This is a genomic window from Photobacterium jeanii (assembly GCF_001650345.1).
GTDB lineage: Bacteria > Pseudomonadota > Gammaproteobacteria > Enterobacterales > Vibrionaceae > Photobacterium > Photobacterium jeanii.
Genome location: NZ_LVHF01000012.1, coordinates 434,867 through 450,856, shown reverse-complemented (window position 1 = coordinate 450,856; position 15,990 = coordinate 434,867). Strand labels below are relative to the sequence as shown.

The following is a 15,990-nucleotide window of genomic DNA, read 5'->3' as shown; positions in this document are numbered from 1 at the left end:
AAGTGAGGAAGTCATGCTAAATAAGTTAGATAAATTTGGAAGTGCACTCGATAAATTTAATACCTCAGTAAATGATGCTAAAAGCGTGGTTGAGACAGCAAAAGAGGGTGAGTTAGCCACCAAGCAGTTTGTGCCTGTTTTAGATATGGTTGATGAGCGTATCGAGCAAGCGGGTAAACGTCTTAAGCAAGATGTGATGACAATGGTTGACGAGTTACATCAGAAAAACAAACAAGAGTTAGAAGCCCGTTTATTGCTAGAACGTCAGCATGAGAAGAAGATGTTGCTGATTAATATTGGTATTGCATCTATGGCGGTCATTACCTTTATTTTCCAACGTGTGCTGGGTTAGCGATAGATCTGAAAGATAAGAAGTTAGTCAGCGTGAGTTTGATTGTATTCTTGGTTCAGCCTTTGTTGCCTTAAGCGTGGCATACTAGCGGGGATTTATTATCAAGAGCATGAGTGGCGTAATCGTGAATAATACTGACTCCAGCAAACCTCAAAAATTGAGTCTTCAACGCATAACGCCGTCACAAATCCCAATGAGTTTATTACTAGAAGCAGATCCTTGTGAGGAGAGTGTGAACTCATATTTATGGGCACAGAACGGCTACTGTTTTGCGGCAATGCATGATAAGTCTATCGTCGGTGTTTGTATTGCTAACCCTATAAAGGGTGAAGATGTAGTAGAGATATTTAATGTGTCAGTGACACCGTCACTTCAAGCGCAAGGCATTGGTACTAAGTTGCTTTCATATTCACTCGAACAATTAGCATCAAATGGTGTTACGCGAGTTGAGTTAGGTACGGGAAGTTTTGGTTATCAGCTTACTTATTATCAGCGCTTAGGCTTTAGAGTTGATGCCATCATCAAGGATCATTTTCTCGATAATTACTCTGAGCCCATTTTTGAGTATGGCGTTCAGCACAAAGATATGCTGCGATTGGCTATTGAACTATAGTCAGCATTATAAAGCTGGGAGAGCAATGCGATGACGTTTGAAGAGTTTAATGATTTTTGCCGTGCAAAAGTTGCTACAACTTATGTTATGCAGTGGGGTAATGCGCATGTTTGGAAAGTCGGTGGTAAAGTGTTCGCCATTGGTGGCTGGGGCTCTGAGGATAAACCTGCTTTTGTGTTCAAAACGTCAGATCTTAATTATGTCTTTTTAAGCGAAAAGGATGGGTATAAACCTGCACCATATTTTGCTACTCGTGGCATGAAATGGATTCAGCACTTTGACAGTACCGCAGAAACTGATGAAGAACTGAAATACTATCTGGATGAATCTTATCGCCTCGTATCTTTAGGGCTAACGAAGAAAAAGCAAAAAGAATTAGGGTTAAACCAACCTGAATAAGTCAGTCTAACGGTCTTCCTCGAATTAAAATAAAGGTCAGCAAAAGCTGACCTTTATGCGTTCTGACTGATAGTTAAAGGGTGATAGTCAAATGGTGATAACAAACTGGCTATTGGGTTTGCTCTTGATTCTGTTCTTGGTTTTGATTTTCGTCACTGTCAGTGGTTGTAATCATAATGAGGAAGCAAATTGCGCTGTAAATAGTTCCAATAGGCCAGCCAAACAAAAGTAGGGCTAAGAAAATACCACAGCATAGTTTATTAGCCGCAAAAGCCCCGTAAGTACCCAGCCCGCCAATAACAAAAAAGCTGAGCGCTAATATAGTAAAGAGTGACTGCCCTAAGTAGATACCTTCGGCTGCCATTATGCTATCAAAGAGTTGACCGCCACCCATAAATAATAAGCCAATTAAGATAGAAACAATTCCGACTAGTCCCACTAGCACTCGTAATGGAGTATTCATTAAAACTTCGTCCTTTGAAATTGAATTAGGTGAGCGCTGATACTCAGCGCATCTTTGTATTATGAGCGTTGCATAGTAATAGGATATAAATACTGCATGTAAATGTTCAATATTGAATATTTTCTATTGGGGTTTAAATCGCATAATTCACAGCAACTTAGCGTTTTGTTGCTTTAAGTTAGTAGGTATTGCGCTTTTGCTGATCAGCCTGAGAGATGAGTCTTAGAACGTTGAGATAAACGTACAGGCAAAATACGTCTTGTGAGCCACACTTAGTTTATATTGCGATTAAGTGAGAGAGTACAATGAAGCGACGTCAGTTTTTAGCCATTTCGGCAGTTTGGCTTGCCTTTCCTTCACGAGGAAATGAAAAGCAACTAACGCCTAGCCAGGCAGAAGGGCCGTTTTACCCTGTTGTTGCGATTCCAGATCGAAGTGATTTGGTTCTAAGTGATGCTGGGCTGAAAGGCAAAGAAATGATGCTGAAGGGGCAAGTGCTGAACAAAGCTGGTCAGCCACTTAATGGCATTCGTATTGAAATTTGGCAGTGTGATGCCAATGGTATTTACGATCATCCTCAGCAGCCGAATAACCAAAATTTCGACTCTCACTTTGCTGGCTTTGGTTCGGTTCAGACGGATGAGCGTGGACGTTATGCATTTCGAACTATTTATCCGGTACCTTACGGGCCGCGTCCGCCTCATATTCACGTTAAGCTATGGCGGGGAAAACAAGAACTACTCACCACTCAGCTCTATCTTCCAGAGCAAACAGGGAACGAATGGTGGGGCGGGAGTGAACGACAGCACCTTCAAATGCACATTGCTGATAGCCAAGATGATCAACAAGCTTATTTTGAGTTCGTATTGTCGGCGTAAAAAACAGCAGAATGCGCCAATATGAATGTTGGAGATAAGACATGGTGTCACGGTTAGGCTTAGTGATTGCCTTACTGATAGTAGTGTAATTATACTTGCGCCGTCTTATCACTGTGCTTTTATTTTATGCAAAATAACCTCAAAGATAACTTCTTACTCACGCCTGATAGCGCCAATCAGTTACGAAAGGATTTCATTATAGAGAAAGCGTATCTGGAAAAACCTAAACTGATCACTAGCATCACTCCAGATGAACTAGGGATAATGACAGTCGGGGTTTTCAGCTTTCTATCATTTTTCATTACTTTCTTTTTGATTGCAGAAACACTGCGTTCTTTGAAGAAAGGCACTTCTTAGGTTTTTGCTATAAGGTCGTTTTTGTTAGGTCTAAGCGATGATTTTGCTGTGCAAGTTAGATGCCGAAAATTGCTTTTAATAGAGTGACTCACAATTCAACAAAAAAATTGCTGCTATTATTTTTCTTTTTGATAATTATTCTTATTTGTGGTTTTGTGAAATAAGAGTTTTAAGTGATTTCAAGAAGGGATGATAAGGGATGGCGGACGAAAATAAGTGGGAGCAATTTGCGAGTAGTTTTGAAGAAAAGAATAACTACGTCGTTGGAATAAAAGATATTCAGCGAGTTAAAGTTGCACTGTTGTCGGTCACGAATTTGGGCAAGATGCTTGAGCTTGGCTGCGGTAATGGTACATACACATCATGTTTTGTGGATTCTGCCAGCCATATTACAGCGACAGATCTTTCAGAAGATATGGTGGCGGTTACCAAAGAGCGTTTTGATGGTATTGAGCATGTAACCGTGGAATCTGCTGACTGTTTTGCTTTGCCTTACGAAGATAACAGTTTTGATACTGTGTTTATGGCGAACTTACTGCATGTGATCCCAGAGCCAGAACGCGCATTAGCCGAGGCTAATCGGGTATTAAAGCCGGAAGGTAAGCTGATGGCGATGAGCTTCACTTTAGATGGCATGAGCTTTTTCAATAAGCTTGGGCTTAAGTACCGCTTCGTAAAAACCTATGGTGCTAAGTCTGGTTCATCAACCATGATGACTCCTCAACTTGCCAGCTCACTTGCTAGTACTGCAAAATTTGAAAACATCACAACGCAGGTGTTGGGTAAATCAGTGAAAGCGGTTTACTTGTCTGCGACCAAACGAAAAGTCACAGAAAATCAAACGATAGAGGCTGCCGTCGCAGTATGACAATAAACCAGATCATGATTGATTATTTAGTTAATGTACACACGCTGCCGCAAGATTTAGCGGTCGCAGTCAATAATGAAGCGCATGATTTGTTTGATAATGCGCGTATCTACCAGTTAGTGGTATCTTCCGAGTTACTATGGCGAGTTTGGATGATCGATCAAGATAATCAACTGTGGATAGAGGTGAATTTGCTCGGTGAAGATGCTGAAGTAGATTGTCATACCTTAAAATTGGATGAAGGCACCTATAGCAAAATTGAGTATGAGCCATATTCAGTGTTAAGGAATGAGTAAAAGTAAGGAGAGCGATGCAATATACAAGGAATGTATTAGCGGCTGTATTTTTTATTGCGATTAGCCACGGGGTTATTTTTGCCTTACTGAAGGTGGGTGATTGGTTGTGGGGGGCAATTGAGATTCGTTTTTTGAGCGACTACTTTTTCTACGCTCTTGTGATTCAATGGGCTATTGGTGCTTTTTTCTTGTTCTCCACGCCCAGAGGCATTAATCACTTACATCACAGTCCATCGAAAGCAACCAGAATGGCGGCATCGCTTGCCGACGAATCGACAGAAGCATCGCACCAGACGACAGTAGATCTTGGGTTAAGTACCAAGTTGTTTATTTCTGGGGCATTCAGCTTACTGGTTTGTTTATTGATCTAACTGCTTCTCTATTGTTATTGCAGCTTGTTTGCTGTGGTAAGTCTCTCGTATATAAACGAAAAAAAACACTGACTTGTATTCACGAATGTGACGAAGTCAGTGCTTTTTTTGTGGTTTCATACCCGACAGAGTGAGCTGTGCTTACTCTTTAATAGTGACCTTTTCAATTACGATTGGCTCACTTGGTACGTCGTCGTGGCCACGTTTGCAGGTTGTGCGAACAACGGCAATTTTCTTCACTACATCCATACCCGCAGTCACTTTACCAAACACACAATAACCCCAGCCCATGTTGGTGGTAGCAGTGTGATCCAAGAAATCATTGTTATCTAAGTTAATAAAGAATTGCGCTGTTGCTGAATGTGGTGCATCAGTACGTGCCATTGCGATAGTACCGATTTCATTTTTCAGGCCACGATTAGCTTCATTCGCGATAGGTGCATGTGTTGGCTTTTCAGTCATGTCAGCAGTGTGGCCACCACCTTGGATCATGAAGCCTTTGATCACACGGTGAAAAATAGTGCCTTCGTAAAAACCTTCCTGACAGTATTTCAAAAAGTTCTTACAAGTGACTGGCGCGCGCTCCATGTTCAACTCAATCTCAATGTCGCCCATGTTGGTGCTTAGAATAATCATTAGTTTAACCGTGTTAGTTGCTATTTCCGGTGGGAATTATACGCATGCTAGAAAATGAAGGACAACATTTATTGGCTTAAGAGAGTAAGGATAGCTATAGAAAGGTTAACACTCTGTAACATATGGCGAGCATTTTTTAGTTGTATCTGTTGCTGAATTTTATACTGGATGATATTCTGTATAAAATTAACAACTTTAATAATAACAATGAGAAAGAAAGGCAAAATCATACCGCTATGCATACTTGGCTTTATTTCTAGCTCTGCATTATCAAATGAAGCTAAGTATGAAAATTATGTGTCAGTCGGTCTGGCACAGATGAAAGCTGATCAGGAATTAGCGAATACCACGATTGAAGGGGTAGGGCTAGCGTATACCTTATTCACAAAAGACTCTGAATGGGGAGCAACAGGATACTTCGAATATGCTGCCAGCAACGATAATGTAAATAGTTTGTCTATTGATGAGTCTATGTGGAATTTAATGCTTGGTGTGACATATCGACCTGCTGATATACAGTGGTTTCGTTTTTCTCCAATGTTAGGTATTGCGAATTATAACTTAGAGTTAGATTCACCCAATGGAAAGAATAAAGACTCTGAATATGGCGTGAGTTTTGGTTTGGACGTGCAAGTAGACATACCTAAAACATCATACTACGTAGAGTCGAATTACAAAGTAATAGATATCAATGGTGAATATTCACATGTTGATATTTCAACACTTTATTTAGGTGTTGGTTATAAATTCTAGTTACCTATATTGAGGGAAATATGTTTAAAAAATCAATAATACTATCCTCTGTAATAATTGCTTTATCTGGCTGTAATGATTCAGAGGATTATATTTATCAACCCCAGCAAGAACGATATGTAGATATGTCTACAACTGTGGCGCCTGTAATGGAGGTGAAATCTAATCTTGTAGGGGTAAATAGCATCAATGAGTATCAACATGATTGGAAGTTAGATGATTATGTTGTTGAAATTAACGAGCTGCAAGATGGTGGTGAGAATGGTCATCGTACAGGTTTAAGTCTTGTCGATGGCAATTTTACTTTCCCGGTTACTGGGGAAGCGATAATTACTGCTTATCATAAAGATGATGTTGAAAGCCCAGACAAACTTAATGGTAATGTCTCACAAATCTATACCTACCATGCTCAAACTGAAATCAGCAATACTCAAGTTGAATTTCAATTAAAGTTTGTCAATCATGGATGGATGTATATTACGGCGGTATACCGTGATGAAGATATTGCTAATATTGAAAGTGTTTCACTGGTTGAAGATGGTGAAAATAGAAAAGTAGAGATGGTTCGCGTTGATGATGCTAACGGAAACCACTATTTCTATGGTTATGTGCGTGCAAATGCGAAGCTAGAAGTTACCGAACTTACGGGAAAAACAACTTCAACAGATATCCCATATATTACTGAAACCGGTAATAATGAAGGTAACCATGGCGAGTTTGTGGTTAGTAAAAAAGACGGAAATGTGATTATTGAAGAGCCGGATTGGACTAAGTTGCCAATCATTACTCCAATTGCGCCACCTGAAGTGTTGAAGTTTACAGAATATGATGTTTATACCGATGTAGAAAGTTGTAAACAAGGTGCAATGAAAGAAGGGGTAAGCCACTATATCCCAGTCGCTAGTTCATGTTTATTGCGTCAAGATGATGGTACATATACTGAAGAGTTAGTTGGTGAAAAAGCTAGAATTACACCGGCACCTCTAAACTTTAGCGATAGATATTTGGGTGGAGCTGACTATGAGCATGAGTGTAATTATAAAGCGTTTGCAACTGGCTTAACGCACTATGCTTGGGATGACCTGAATTCTGAGTGTTATGTGTCGACAGAAAACAATGTTAAAGGTGAGTTTATTGAATATGACTTGTTTTTTGATAAGGGGCTTGTTGCTCACGAGGTAACAGAAGATTAATTAAAACAATATAGCGCCTAATTTAGGTTAGGTGCTCTCTATAATTATTATATAAGTTTGGTTTGACGATGAAGAGAAGCATTTTATCTTTAGCATTATTGTCTTTGCTTTCAGGTTGTAATACAGAAAGTGAGAGTACAGTTGATCAAAGTCGAGTTGTTGAAGTAAATACGTTTATTGCGCCAGTAATGGAAACTAAAAGTTATGCGATAGCAAGTACGATTAGTTACCAACATTCACCAAAGCTTGAGGGTTATACGGTTGAAGTGAATGAACTTGGCGATGCTGATAATTATTCAGGCACTGGATATATAATTAGTGATGGTGCTTATGATTTTCCAATTAAAAAATCAGCACAAATTGTAGCTTATCATGATGATCAATCTAGCCCTACTATTAGCGGTGTGGTTTCTTCTGTATATACATATCGAGCTTTAGCCGATGTTGATGACACTCAAATGTCATTCCCATTGGAATTTACGAATGATAATTGGATGTACATTACAGCGGTATTTAGAAAGAGCGATATTGCTAATTTAAGTCTCGTTAGGTTAGAAAGCACTGATGGTTCAGATAGTGTACCAATGAATTTGGTCGAAGATGAGACTAACGGTCATTATTACTATTATGGCTATGTACGCGGAGATGCGGTAATAAAATTTGATCACGCACTTTATGGTAGCTTAGAGTCAAACATTACTTATACTCTTTCAGAGTCTGAAAACAATGCAGGTAAGCATGGTGAATTTGTTGTTTCGGATAAAGAGGGAAATGTAGAAATCATTATTCCTGACTGGGACAAGTTACCATCGAATCCCCCTGTTGAGTTACCAGTACCCACATGGTTCACTGACGATAAAACTGTGGTAGATGCGAAGGAGTGCTTAAATAAGGCATATGATAAAGGCGCTAATTACTATGCAGTAATGAAAGATAATTGTCGTTGGGATTCAACCTCAGAAGCAGGTGGTATACATACGCTAGATGAAACAGTGGCTGCTAGCTATACTGTGGCATCGGTTCCTACCCCTTCTATTAGTAAAGAGCGCATTAGTGATCCAAATAGAAATCATACTGAAGAAATAGATGTAGATGGTTCGGTAGAGATCAAGATGGTTGGTAAATATTTTGATGATTATGCGGAATATTATCCAAGCTATGATCAAATTATTGGTGAGTCAAACGGTGCTTCATTAAATGATTTTGATATTACAGGCACTTTCCCTACAGTTAAAAATACATCTGGCAATACCGTTCTTATAAATACAAAAGCTTTTATAATAAAGCCAGGAGTAGGCACTGTAATAATTAGTATCGTAGGAGAGTTCAATTTTGATGGTAGCGTTAACGTTACTATTATAGATACTGTCGGTAATAGCTATACAGGTAATAGTTTAAGTGATTTACCTTCTATGTGGCAGTCAATCGCAGCTGACCACATGGATGCGACTTTAGATGATAATAAAACCATCACCTTAAATAGTAATGAGTATGAAACAAACTTTATAACAAATATTCAGCTGCGTGAAGTTGGCAATTCAGTCATCTATGAAAAGGATTACGTAGGCGTTAAGTATATTGGAACCCCAGCAAATTGATAGTGGCTTATTATGGAAATAGATAATATGAATAAAAAGATGAAAAGAACATTAATATACGTATCAGTCCTAGCCACGCTTATGGGGTGTAATTCTGAAACAAGTGACCAAGTCACTCATAGTGAATCAAGAATTGTTGGTGCAGAGGCTAGAATTGCTCCTGTAATGGAAGTGAAATCTGTAGGGGTGAATGCAACAGCAATTAATTATCAGCATTCTCCTCGTATTGATGGGTATACCGTTTCTGTTGATGAACTAAATGATGGCGGAGATTCCTATCAAGACGATGGCTATACACTAGCGGAAGGCGATTTTGAATTCCCTATTGTAGGTGCCGCAAAAGTTTCTGTTCAACATGATGATAGTTTTGATAGTTCCTATTTAAATGGTGATGTATCCAGAATTTACACATATCAAGCGGAAACGGTAGATATTGCAGATACGCAAATGAACTTTAATATTGAGTTTGTTAATGCAGGGTGGATGTATGTAACTGCAGTGTTTAAAGAATCAGATATTGCACAAATTAGTGAAATTAAATTAGTCGCTAATGGTAATGAAGTTGAAATGGTTAAATCTGCTGATAGTCAGCATCATTATTTTTATGGTTATGTAAGAAATGATGCTGAATTAGTGCTTAACTATTACGGTCAAGAGTTGCGTAGTAATATCGTCTATAACACTCAGCAAGGCACGAATGAAGGTAAGCATGGTGAGTTTGTAGTAAGTACCAAAGAAGGTAATGTAATTATTACTGACCCTGATTGGGATAAACTAGAGCCAACACCAATAGTACTGCCACCAAAGCCAAAGGAATATTCAGATGTTGTTACATATTATTATTCAACAGCAGATGAATGTTCGTATAATGCGAGTTTAAATTCAGCAAATTATTTTGCAGTGAAATTAGAGCCATCAACATCATTATCAACAGTAAGTTGTTCTTGGGAGCAACGAGGCGGACCACAAACGGATAAAGGGTTAGAGAGTCAAGGCTTTGAAGTTGTACCAACATATATTCCACTTATGTTTGATAGGACTCCATTTATTGATACGAGGCAAGAATGTATTCATTTAGCTCTCGCAACACCAGCAACACATTATGCTTATATTGAGACAGGTTCTTATCAAAAGAGCTGTTATATTCAATCTGAGTCAGGAACTACAGGTAGTTGGGATGTGATTTATTTCGGTGGAGAAATACATTCATTAGCTTCTGTGCTTGATGTGCAACGTATTTTCCATGAGACCCCCAATGATACAACATTTACAGTCAATAGTGACTCTAGTGTGACATTTTCAACGAAAAACTCTTCATATATTCGAGATGATTATGCGACTGACTTTTATAAATTAGCTAATGAAGTTGAATCGGTGGAGTTATCCGAGCTTGATGTTTCTACCTTGTTTGAGGGGATTACTTTTGACTCAACAGCGCTAACAGAATTTGTTCAGGTTGTTATTGTTGCGAGGGATACCGCAAAAGGTAGCACAGACGAGATAAGGGTAGTATGGTATCCATATGACCGAGGAGAAGATGTTGATATATATGCAAGTATGGAATCTCCAACGAAAACAACATTGGCTGACTTACAAAGGGACTTTGATATTTATGCGGCTTCAAAGCCAACATGGATAGTCAAAACGAATGTGAAAAGTTACATGAATGGTGGAAACCAAGTTCAAACGAACGGTTATTATCAAATTCGTTATGGTTCAGCCTCGTTGGTTACGTTTGAAGCTGATTTCAAAGGTATACAGATTAAGAAATAAAATTGAAGTGCCCTGAAAAGGGCACTTTTTATTTAGTTGAATTACTGCGCATTCATCGCTTTCAACTTATCACCTACAGGGCCTGAGAAGTTGTAGCCGTCGTGTTCATCCCAGTTGATAGACCATGTCATAACACCGCCGAAGTTAGGGTATAACTTGGTTGGTACAACCGTGCCACAGTGTGTACCTTTGGTGGCACAATCTAAAGCATTCAGGATGTTTTGCGTTGGTGCTTGACCTGAGTTTGCAGAGCTAGGGCCAGATGGCAAACCGTAGGCCACTTGGTCGTCACGTAGTGGCGCGAATTGCGTACCATCGGCTAGAGTAAACCCTTCAACCAACATACGTGCAGAAGCGACCATCATATCAACAGAACCTTCTGGCGCGGCACCAGTCATGTATGGGTTAGGAAGGCCACCATTGTTGTATAGCTGTACATGCAGTAAGTCTAAGGTATCGCGTAATTGGTCGATGACAGGAATGTAAGCACCCCAAATACCAGAGTAGGCCACCATACCACCTTGAACATAAGGATGTTCAGGTGCCATGGTGAGGTACATATCACCGCCCATGTTGGTTTCGATTTGGCGTAATGCACGTGGTAAGCGAGCTTGAATTTGGGTGCCATGCATCAGGTTAGAGCCACTTTCTAAGTCCACATCTAAACCGTCGAAACCCCATTCTTTGATGATGTTAGTTAAGCTGCTAACAAAGTTCGCTTCATCCGAATCAGTATTTAGAGTGATAGTACCTTCTGCACCACCTAGCGACAGGACAATCACTTTGCCTTGAGCTTGTAGATCACGAACATCTTGTTTGAATTGAACCGGATCTAACGCTGCACAGCTGCTGTGAATATCGCCAGAGTACAAATTGAAGTGAACAGTACCATTGCTGTTACGGTCGTTATCCGCAAAGGCAATATCAATTACATCCCATGCTGGTGAAATGTCACGTAATCGCATAGGACAGCCAGCACCATTGACGAAGTTATGCCAGTAACCGATCAGCTTGTGCTTGGTTGCTGATTGTTCAATCACTTTCACTGAAGATGCCGTTGATATCGCGGTTGCGCCTGTGGTGTCAGTTGCCATTGCCGTAATCGAATAGTTACCAGCAGAGCCTGCTGTCCAATTTGCTTGGTAAGGTGAGCTTGTATCTGTAGCAACCACAGTGCCGTTAACAAGGAAGTCGACTTTTTGAATCGCACTATTGATTGAACTTGCTGTGGCAGAAAGATTAAACGCTTTACCTAAACTAACCGTTGTACCGCTTGTTGGAGAGGTAAGGCTGGTTACTAATGCTTGGTCGCTCACATTCACCAGTACTGATGATTCAGCGTTGTTACCTTCGTTATCGGTAGCGACTGCTTTTAGTGCGACTTCACCCAAGCCTGTTGCTAGCCAGTTCACTGAATATGGTGTACTGGTGTCAACGCCTAGGTTTTCAGTACCCGCGAAGAACTGTACTTGAGTCACACTGCCGTCAGCATCCGTAGCGGAGGCGGCAACAGTAACGTCAGAGCCTGCAAGCACGATGCTGTTATTGCTTGGAGAGGTAATATTCACCTCTGGCACGATGGCGCAAATACCTTGATCTGTCCATGCATCTGTCCAGTATTGTCCTTTTCCTGGCTCGTAAGCCCATGTTGCGTCAGAAGAACACCAGCCAGCAATATCACAACGGTATTTGAAGTTGTTGTTTTGTACTAAATCACCAACTTGGTAGCGTGTGCCAGCAGAGTAGACGGGAATGCCCTGACAACCACCAGCGGAGTCACCGCCGACATTAAGCGAGACGCTTTGGCTAAAGGTTGAAGCGTTTTCATTGTCAGTTGCTTTAACTTTGAAAGTTTTAACACCAGCTTGTGCTTGCCATGTGTGTTCGAAAGGTGCTGCAGTGTCAGTCGCAACCAGTTGGTCATCTACGTAAAAGTCGACTTGCGTTAGGCTGCCATCTTTATCACTAGCATCAGCGGTGATCACTAGGTTTTCACCAGCATTAACTCGGGTAGCAGCAGTTGGATTCGTAAGTGTCACTTCCGGTGGTAAGTTGTTGGTTGCACTCACTACTGTAATGTGGCGGTTTTGGCTGCTGGTTGCCCCAAGGTTATCGGTGACTTTGGCTTCGATAGTGTGACTACCGACAACAGATGACCAGTTTAGGCTGTAAGGTTCAGTGGTGATCACGCCTAAAGAAGTGCCGCCAAGGATGAACTCAACACTTTCAACAGTACCATCAGAATCACTGGCGGTGGCGCTTAATACAACGTTATCTCCCGCTGTAAACTGCGCATTGGCAAGTGGGGAAGTGATAGAGACTGACGGCGGATTATTGTCTGGTGCGCCACCACATTGACCAAGTGAAGTCCACTCTTGCCATTGACCAGAGTGAGTCGCTGGATCATTGCCTTGGCTCCACCAATTGGCCTTATAAGCAATACCATTGCTTTGTACTTGGTCGTTAGTGTTATAGGTCGAGTTTGTATCCCAAGTTGGAAGTGGGGAACAATCAATCGCATAAGCTTGGCTTGAAAGGCTTAGCCCTGCGAGGATTGCACAGGCGATAATGGATCGTTGCATGATAATTTCCCTATCAAAAATATTAATAGATTTATAGAGTTGCGCCTTTAATGATGACCTTGTTGACAGAAAAATGAGAGAGAAATTACGAAGATCATTTTATATTTCACAGCACATTCACAGCAAAATATAAAATGTACAAAAAAGCGGACAAATTTATGGAAGCAGCTCGATGTTTTTTATAAGAGTAAATTAAGTGTGTTTTTTTGCTTTTACTTCGCCCCAAAGGTGGGGAGTGAAATACAAAGCACAAAAAAGCCGACACATTGAATGTCGGCTTGACGTAATATTAAGAGTTTTGAGTTAGAAGTTAAACTGACTCATTACACCAGAAAGAATGTTATCAGCAATGAATTTATGGGTTGCTGTCGTTGGGTGAGTCACACCCCAGAATACATACTTGTCAGAGCCGTGGTAGGCACATTCATTGGTTAAGCTGTGCTTGTATAGGTAATCCATCGCAGAGCTACGATTTATGTTCAAACATGCATCGCTTGCATTTTCAAAACCGTATTTTTGAGGGTTTTGAGTTAGTTGTTCAAATAACTGGTTTGCATCAACAAGCGCTACATTTAGTCCTTTCATTCGATATAGCAATGCTTGCTCACGAATGTATTCGTTAAATAGCACAATCTTCGCGCGAACTTTTTCAATTTCTTCTTGGGTTGAGTACTTGAACTGTGGCGCTTTGGTTGCGTCAGGCAGAGTGAATAACATGATGTTTTCCGCCCCTGCATCTGTTAGGCGAACAAGCGCATTGTCGAAGTCTGTTTTCACAACATCAACGCTACGGTTGTAGTTCATGAAATCGTTTAAACCAAACTCAAGAGTGAATAGAGTGCGAGATGGTTGATAGTTAGTCGCCATTTTCATGTAAGTCAGGTAAGAAGTAACTTGCTCTGTTACACCTGTTAGCGCTAGGTATTGGTTAGAGCCTGCCGCACCGCCCACAGCCCAGTTGTATAGAGGGATGTTCTTATCGCGGGCAAGGTATTCTGTCCAAACTAAACCGTTTGAGAAGCGGCCAAGGAACCAAGAGTTCGGGTTAGGGAAGCGCCATAGCGAAGCATTAAACATATTGTTGGTGTCAGACAAGCTATCGCCAAATGCCACCATTCTGTTAATAGTATTTGCAGAGGTTGGTGCATCGTTAGTCCAGATAGAGTGGTTATACGACATACCATGATCAGCAGCGTAGAAACTGATGTCGGCGGCTTCATGATCTACACCAAGTGTTGTCTTACAACGCTGAGCAATTTCATCTTGGCTAGTTTGGGTATAGAACATGTTTTTAAATGAAATGGAAGAATACCAATAACCATCAATAGTGAAGTACTCATTGTTATCATCTAAAGCCCATTCCCATTTGGTAGCTGGGTCATTGTGGTTGAAGTGAGTACGATACCAGCAACGTACATAAGTGTAAGTTTGTGAGCCTTGAACGCTCATTACGTCGGCTTGGGTAATAGCTTCGGGTGTAATCGGTTCTGATGCGTGTGCTGTCATAGTTGCGGGCAGCAGCAAACTAAGTAATAGCTTTTTCATATTATTTCTTCTTTATTGTGATACCAGCCAATCTGGTAGCGTTATTTTGCTATATTATGCAACTACGTCAACTTTATGATTTGTTTAGTTTTTAGACTTGGTACTAGGATCTATTTACCCACAGAAAATGAAATATCGTTATAAGGAATACAATGGGCAGGGAAAGGGGATAATTCCGTTGATGATAATGGTGTGCTTTTATGGGAACGTTGCCATAGGATCTTTAAATGTAACTTATTCTCATTTGTTTGTTTCTTTATGGTGGGATGACGATCAGATTTGTAACTCGTAGTTAATGTATTTGCTGAGTCTAAAAAAGTAGGCATGAAAGTGCGTTTGGGCGAAAAACGAACGATTTAAGAAGCGGGACTAGCCTCTATATGAATAACTGAGCGTAAACTTTGAGCTTTGTATCATATATTCAATTAATTTATTGAATCCTTATTTTGAGCATGTAATTTTGTGCTTTGTTTGTCTATATACATGATTTTAATGACATTGAATCATTAAAACAATTTACGCTGTCCGTGAAATGTGCAGGCGGCATACTGAGATGAGTTTAGGGATTTATGAAAATTAAGTTACTGCCATTGGCAATTATGATTGGGATCACTGCAGGTTGTGGTGGCAGCGGTGGGTCTGATGAGGCGCCAGAGCCAAAAGTTACAGCTTCTTCTTGTTTTAACGCTGAGTTATACACAGTGGGTAGAAAAGTCGAAGTTCAAACAAAAGAGAATGGTCAGCTTGAAGAAACAATGGTGCTGAGTAACTTAGGGCATGAAATGTACCGTGGTGAAAATGTTTTACATCAACAAGCAAAATCAAAATCAGGGAAGACTTTTAGCCTGTATTTAATGATTGATGAAGGGAGCAAAACTCAAACTACTGTTGGTCTGGCGGCTGATGGTGTTGACGCATATTATAAGCCAGGGAAGCTGGATAAATTTGCCCTTTCACAAGGAGAGAGTTACGAGCAAGTGTTAACAATGGTTTCTTCTATGGGGGAAGTTGTGACGAATAATAAAACTACTTTCAAGGGTATTGAAACCGTTAAAGTGCCAGCTGGTGAATTCAGGGCATGTAAATTTGAAGAACAAATGTCAATAACACAAATTGATGGAAGTCAGACTCAATCCATCAACAATAAATGGTATGCGGTAGATAAAGGTTATCTAGTTAAGCAAAGTGAAAAAAATAGCCTCAGCGAGTTAGTTAGCTACAAAGAGCTGTAGTCCTTGTGCTAATTCGCGATAGCGCTGATATTTTAGAAACCGTAACTTATTTGAGTTGCGGTTTTTTTATGGAAGTACTGT

General features: G+C 40.4%; 17 protein-coding genes. 13 read left to right on the top strand and 4 right to left on the bottom strand.

Annotation, left to right across the window (positions count from 1 at the left end):
• Positions 1-13: 13 nt before the first annotated feature.
• The 3 genes from A3K86_RS03425 to A3K86_RS03415 all read left to right on the top strand — a co-directional run bounded on the left by A3K86_RS03425 (position 14) and on the right by A3K86_RS03415 (position 1,364).
• The gene (locus A3K86_RS03425) at positions 14-352 is read left to right on the top strand and encodes a hypothetical protein (RefSeq protein ID WP_068327708.1); all 339 of its coding nucleotides are present in this window, start codon (positions 14-16) and stop codon (positions 350-352) included.
• Positions 353-509: 157 nt separating this feature from the next.
• Positions 510-965: a GNAT family N-acetyltransferase gene (locus A3K86_RS03420; RefSeq protein WP_415860028.1), complete on the top strand. Its 456-nt coding sequence runs from the start codon at positions 510-512 to the stop codon at positions 963-965.
• 30 nt (positions 966-995) lie between these two features.
• On the top strand, positions 996-1,364 hold the full coding sequence (locus A3K86_RS03415) for an MmcQ/YjbR family DNA-binding protein (protein WP_068327705.1): 369 nt from the start codon (positions 996-998) through the stop codon (positions 1,362-1,364).
• A gap of 109 nt (positions 1,365-1,473) precedes the next feature.
• Here the strand turns inward: A3K86_RS03415 and A3K86_RS03410 are convergent, their stop codons facing one another.
• On the bottom strand, positions 1,474-1,827 hold the full coding sequence (locus A3K86_RS03410) for a hypothetical protein (RefSeq protein WP_068327702.1): 354 nt from the start codon (positions 1,825-1,827) through the stop codon (positions 1,474-1,476).
• A gap of 305 nt (positions 1,828-2,132) precedes the next feature.
• On the opposite strand from A3K86_RS03410, the gene A3K86_RS03405 reads away from it, so the two are divergent.
• From A3K86_RS03405 to A3K86_RS03385, 5 genes are all read left to right on the top strand, one after another.
• Positions 2,133-2,705: a dioxygenase family protein gene (locus A3K86_RS03405; protein ID WP_068327699.1), complete on the top strand. Its 573-nt coding sequence runs from the start codon at positions 2,133-2,135 to the stop codon at positions 2,703-2,705.
• A 126-nt stretch (positions 2,706-2,831) separates the two neighbouring features.
• On the top strand, positions 2,832-3,062 hold the full coding sequence (locus tag A3K86_RS03400) for a hypothetical protein (RefSeq protein ID WP_068327696.1): 231 nt from the start codon (positions 2,832-2,834) through the stop codon (positions 3,060-3,062).
• A gap of 199 nt (positions 3,063-3,261) precedes the next feature.
• The gene (locus A3K86_RS03395) at positions 3,262-3,930 is read left to right on the top strand and encodes a class I SAM-dependent methyltransferase (RefSeq protein ID WP_068327693.1); all 669 of its coding nucleotides are present in this window, start codon (positions 3,262-3,264) and stop codon (positions 3,928-3,930) included.
• Positions 3,927-4,226: a hypothetical protein gene (locus A3K86_RS03390; protein ID WP_068327690.1), complete on the top strand. Its 300-nt coding sequence runs from the start codon at positions 3,927-3,929 to the stop codon at positions 4,224-4,226. The genes A3K86_RS03395 and A3K86_RS03390 overlap by 4 nt, the downstream gene beginning before the upstream one ends.
• Positions 4,227-4,240: 14 nt before the next feature.
• Positions 4,241-4,597 (top strand): hypothetical protein, encoded by a 357-nt coding sequence (locus A3K86_RS03385; RefSeq protein WP_068327688.1) that lies wholly within the window; start codon positions 4,241-4,243, stop codon positions 4,595-4,597.
• Positions 4,598-4,738: 141 nt separating this feature from the next.
• Here the strand turns inward: A3K86_RS03385 and A3K86_RS03380 are convergent, their stop codons facing one another.
• Positions 4,739-5,233: a peptidylprolyl isomerase gene (locus A3K86_RS03380; protein WP_068327686.1), complete on the bottom strand. Its 495-nt coding sequence runs from the start codon at positions 5,231-5,233 to the stop codon at positions 4,739-4,741.
• A gap of 207 nt (positions 5,234-5,440) precedes the next feature.
• On the opposite strand from A3K86_RS03380, the gene A3K86_RS03375 reads away from it, so the two are divergent.
• The 4 genes from A3K86_RS03375 (at position 5,441) to A3K86_RS03360 (ending at position 10,550) form a co-directional block, all read left to right on the top strand.
• Complete coding sequence (locus tag A3K86_RS03375) at positions 5,441-5,986, top strand: outer membrane beta-barrel protein (RefSeq protein ID WP_068327684.1); 546 nt, start codon at positions 5,441-5,443, stop codon at positions 5,984-5,986.
• A 20-nt stretch (positions 5,987-6,006) separates the two neighbouring features.
• Positions 6,007-7,179 (top strand): hypothetical protein, encoded by a 1,173-nt coding sequence (locus A3K86_RS03370; RefSeq protein ID WP_146145579.1) that lies wholly within the window; start codon positions 6,007-6,009, stop codon positions 7,177-7,179.
• Between the two features lie 68 nt (positions 7,180-7,247).
• Positions 7,248-8,777: a hypothetical protein gene (locus tag A3K86_RS03365; protein ID WP_068327678.1), complete on the top strand. Its 1,530-nt coding sequence runs from the start codon at positions 7,248-7,250 to the stop codon at positions 8,775-8,777.
• Positions 8,778-8,804: 27 nt separating this feature from the next.
• Positions 8,805-10,550 carry a hypothetical protein gene (locus A3K86_RS03360; RefSeq protein ID WP_146145580.1) on the top strand — a complete coding sequence of 582 codons (1,746 nt, stop codon included), beginning with the start codon at positions 8,805-8,807 and terminating at the stop codon, positions 10,548-10,550.
• Between the two features lie 41 nt (positions 10,551-10,591).
• On the opposite strand, the gene A3K86_RS03355 is transcribed toward A3K86_RS03360, so the two are convergent.
• Positions 10,592-13,132, bottom strand: a complete 2,541-nt coding sequence (locus tag A3K86_RS03355; protein ID WP_068327670.1) for an Ig-like domain-containing protein — start codon at positions 13,130-13,132, stop codon at positions 10,592-10,594.
• Between the two features lie 303 nt (positions 13,133-13,435).
• A complete protein-coding gene (locus A3K86_RS03350) occupies positions 13,436-14,677 on the bottom strand; it encodes an SGNH/GDSL hydrolase family protein (protein ID WP_068327667.1) in 1,242 nt (413 codons plus the stop codon).
• A 569-nt stretch (positions 14,678-15,246) separates the two neighbouring features.
• Between A3K86_RS03350 and A3K86_RS03345 the strand changes: the two genes are divergently transcribed.
• On the top strand, positions 15,247-15,909 hold the full coding sequence (locus A3K86_RS03345; RefSeq protein WP_068327664.1) for a TapB family protein: 663 nt from the start codon (positions 15,247-15,249) through the stop codon (positions 15,907-15,909).
• The last annotated feature ends 81 nt before the right edge of the window (positions 15,910-15,990 follow it).

Excerpts from the sequence above, each read along its gene's own strand:
- A3K86_RS03415 (WP_068327705.1), top strand. The coding sequence starts at position 996 with ATGACGTTTGAAGAGTTTAATGATTTTTGCCGTGCAAAAGTTGCTACA.
- A3K86_RS03345 (WP_068327664.1), top strand. The coding sequence starts at position 15,247 with ATGAAAATTAAGTTACTGCCATTGGCAATTATGATTGGGATCACTGCA.
- A3K86_RS03425 (WP_068327708.1), top strand. The coding sequence starts at position 14 with ATGCTAAATAAGTTAGATAAATTTGGAAGTGCACTCGATAAATTTAAT.
- A3K86_RS03395 (WP_068327693.1), top strand. The coding sequence starts at position 3,262 with ATGGCGGACGAAAATAAGTGGGAGCAATTTGCGAGTAGTTTTGAAGAA.
- A3K86_RS03375 (WP_068327684.1), top strand. The coding sequence starts at position 5,441 with ATGAGAAAGAAAGGCAAAATCATACCGCTATGCATACTTGGCTTTATT.
- A3K86_RS03365 (WP_068327678.1), top strand. The coding sequence starts at position 7,248 with ATGAAGAGAAGCATTTTATCTTTAGCATTATTGTCTTTGCTTTCAGGT.
- A3K86_RS03370 (WP_146145579.1), top strand. The coding sequence starts at position 6,007 with ATGTTTAAAAAATCAATAATACTATCCTCTGTAATAATTGCTTTATCT.
- A3K86_RS03380 (WP_068327686.1), bottom strand. The coding sequence starts at position 5,233 with ATGATTATTCTAAGCACCAACATGGGCGACATTGAGATTGAGTTGAAC.
- A3K86_RS03410 (WP_068327702.1), bottom strand. The coding sequence starts at position 1,827 with ATGAATACTCCATTACGAGTGCTAGTGGGACTAGTCGGAATTGTTTCT.
- A3K86_RS03405 (WP_068327699.1), top strand. The coding sequence starts at position 2,133 with ATGAAGCGACGTCAGTTTTTAGCCATTTCGGCAGTTTGGCTTGCCTTT.
- A3K86_RS03355 (WP_068327670.1), bottom strand. The coding sequence starts at position 13,132 with ATGCAACGATCCATTATCGCCTGTGCAATCCTCGCAGGGCTAAGCCTT.
- A3K86_RS03360 (WP_146145580.1), top strand. The coding sequence starts at position 8,805 with ATGAATAAAAAGATGAAAAGAACATTAATATACGTATCAGTCCTAGCC.
- A3K86_RS03400 (WP_068327696.1), top strand. The coding sequence starts at position 2,832 with ATGCAAAATAACCTCAAAGATAACTTCTTACTCACGCCTGATAGCGCC.
- A3K86_RS03385 (WP_068327688.1), top strand. The coding sequence starts at position 4,241 with ATGCAATATACAAGGAATGTATTAGCGGCTGTATTTTTTATTGCGATT.
- A3K86_RS03390 (WP_068327690.1), top strand. The coding sequence starts at position 3,927 with ATGACAATAAACCAGATCATGATTGATTATTTAGTTAATGTACACACG.
- A3K86_RS03350 (WP_068327667.1), bottom strand. The coding sequence starts at position 14,677 with ATGAAAAAGCTATTACTTAGTTTGCTGCTGCCCGCAACTATGACAGCA.